This window comes from Sulfitobacter sp. HI0129 (assembly GCF_001635395.1).
Classification (GTDB): Bacteria; Pseudomonadota; Alphaproteobacteria; order Rhodobacterales; family Rhodobacteraceae; genus Sulfitobacter.
Window position 1 is genome coordinate 1 of sequence record NZ_LWGH01000638.1, and the last position, 2,214, is coordinate 2,214.

Here is a 2,214-nt window from a genome sequence, read left to right on the forward strand (position 1 = left end):
CGCCGGAGCCTGAGCCTGTGCCCGAAACGCCGCCCGCCCCGGCGGAGGACACCGTGGATGCCGCTGCCATCGCCGCCGCCGTGGCTGCCGCGCAATCCGCCGTGGAAGACGCCCCCGCGCCCGCCGCGGCCGAGCCCAGCGGCCCGCCGCTTTCGGCCGGTGAAAAGGAATCGCTGCGCGTCGCGGTATCGAGCTGCTGGAACGTGGGCTCGCTCTCCACCGAGGCGCTGCGCACCACCGTCGTCGTCTCTGTCGCGATGAATCAGGACGGGACGCCGATCACCGGTTCCATTACCCTTGAAAGCAGTTCCGGCGGCTCCGACGGTGCCGCGCGGCAGGCTTTCGAGGCCGCACGCCGAGCGATCATCCGCTGCGGTGCCTCCGGCTACGCGTTGCCGGCCGAGAAATACGGCCAGTGGCGCGACATCGAAATGACGTTCAACCCCGAAAGGATGCGCATCAAATGAGTTCTTGGATTGGTATCAGGGCGCTCGCCCTCGGGCTGGCCATGCTTGCGGGAATGGCCGTTCCGGCGATGGCCCAGCAGGGCCCGTTGCGGATCGAGATCACCGAAGGCGTGATCGAACCCTTGCCCTTCGCGGTGCCCAGCTTTCAGCCCGAAAGCGGCGAGGCCGGACAATTGGCAAGCGATCTGGCCCGCGTGGTGGCCGAAGACCTGACCGGGACTGGCCTCTTCCGCCAGATCCCCGCCAGCGCCTTTATCTCCACCGTCAGCGATTTCAACGCGCCGGTGCAATATGCCGACTGGAAAGCCATCAACGCACAGGCGCTGATCACCGGGGCCGTCAACGTGCAGGGCAATACGCTGGACGTGAAATTCCGCCTCTACGACGTCTTTTCCGGCGCGGAACTGGGCAATGGCCTGCAATTCACCGGCACGGTCGACGGCTGGCGCCGCATGGCGCACAAGGTGGCCGATGCCGTCTACAGCCGCATCACCGGCGAGGGCGGCTATTTCGACAGCCGCGTCGTCTTCGTGTCCGAGACTGGGCCGAAGGACGACCGCAAGAAGCGGCTCGCGGTCATGGACTACGACGGGGCCAATATCCAGTATCTGACGGATTCGGGGTCCATCGTGCTGGCCCCGCGCTTTTCGCCCACCGGGGACCGGGTGCTCTATACCAGCTATGAAAGCGGCTTTCCGCGGATCTATGTGCTGGATATCAACAGCGTGTCGCGCCGGGTGCTGGAAAGCGCCGAAGGCACCATGAGCTTTGCCCCGCGCTTTTCGCCCACCGGCCAGACGGTGGTCTATTCGCTGACCCAGGGCGGCAATACCGACATCTACACCATGGACATCGCCAGCGGTCAGTCCGTCCGGCTGACGAATACGCCCGCGATCGAAACCGCGCCCAGCTTTTCGCCGGACGGAAGCCAGATTGTCTTTGAAAGCGACCGCTCCGGCTCCCAGCAGCTTTACGTCATGCCGGCCACCGGGGGCGAGGCCACGCGCATTTCCTTCGGGGAAGGGCGCTACGGCACCCCGGTCTGGTCGCCGCGCGGCGATCTCATCGCCTTTACCAAGCAGAACAAGGGCCGGTTCCATATCGGGGTGATGCGCACCGATGGCTCAGAGGAGCGGCTGCTCACGGCTTCCTTCCTCGATGAGGGGCCGACATGGGCGCCCAACGGGCGGGTCATCATGTTCGCGCGCGAAACCCAGGGCGCGGGCGGGTCGTCATCGCTCTATTCGGTGGACATCTCGGGCCGCAATCTGCGCCCGGTGCGCACGCCAGACGGCGCCTCCGACCCGTCGTGGTCCCCGCTGCAGAAATGATCCCCGCGCCGGGGTTTCGGGCCCCGGCGCGCGGCAATTCCAACCGGTGCGGTGCTGTGCTAGCATCGCGCCAAGCTCAGAACCGCTCATTCATTCGCCAAAGGCAGACCCAATGAAACCCATCCTGACCAGCACCCTTCTGTTCGCAGCCATCGCCCTTTCCGCCTGTACCGATCCCGCGCGCTTCGGCGGCGCCGACGCGGCGCTGGCCAATGGCGCGGCAGGCGCGATGACCTCCGGCATCGTTCCCGGCAGCGCCAACGACCCGGCATCCCCCGCCTATTTCCAGCAGGCCATCGGCGACCGGGTGCTGTTCGAGGTCGATCAATCCAACCTCACCCCCGTGGGCCGCGCCACGCTGGACGGTCAGGTGGGCTGGCTGATGCAGAACATGGATTATCAGGCCGTGATCGAAG

Annotated in this window: 1 protein-coding gene and 2 pseudogenes; all 3 read left to right on the forward strand. The window is 66.3% G+C overall.

The features are described 5' to 3' along the window. Positions 1-467 (forward strand): annotated as a pseudogene (locus A3764_RS16535) (energy transducer TonB); the annotation flags it as partial. A 41-nt stretch (positions 468-508) separates the two neighbouring features. After that, positions 509-1,798, forward strand: coding sequence for a Tol-Pal system beta propeller repeat protein TolB (tolB, locus tag A3764_RS16540; RefSeq protein WP_443069036.1), 1,290 nt, complete (start codon positions 509-511; stop codon positions 1,796-1,798). A 112-nt stretch (positions 1,799-1,910) separates the two neighbouring features. Beyond that, a pseudogene (locus A3764_RS16545) lies at positions 1,911-2,214 on the forward strand (peptidoglycan-associated lipoprotein Pal); the annotation flags it as partial.

Bases quoted from the DNA above. Each gene is read 5' to 3' on its own strand.
- tolB (WP_443069036.1), top strand. From the start codon at position 509: ATGCTTGCGGGAATGGCCGTTCCGGCGATGGCCCAGCAGGGCCCGTTG.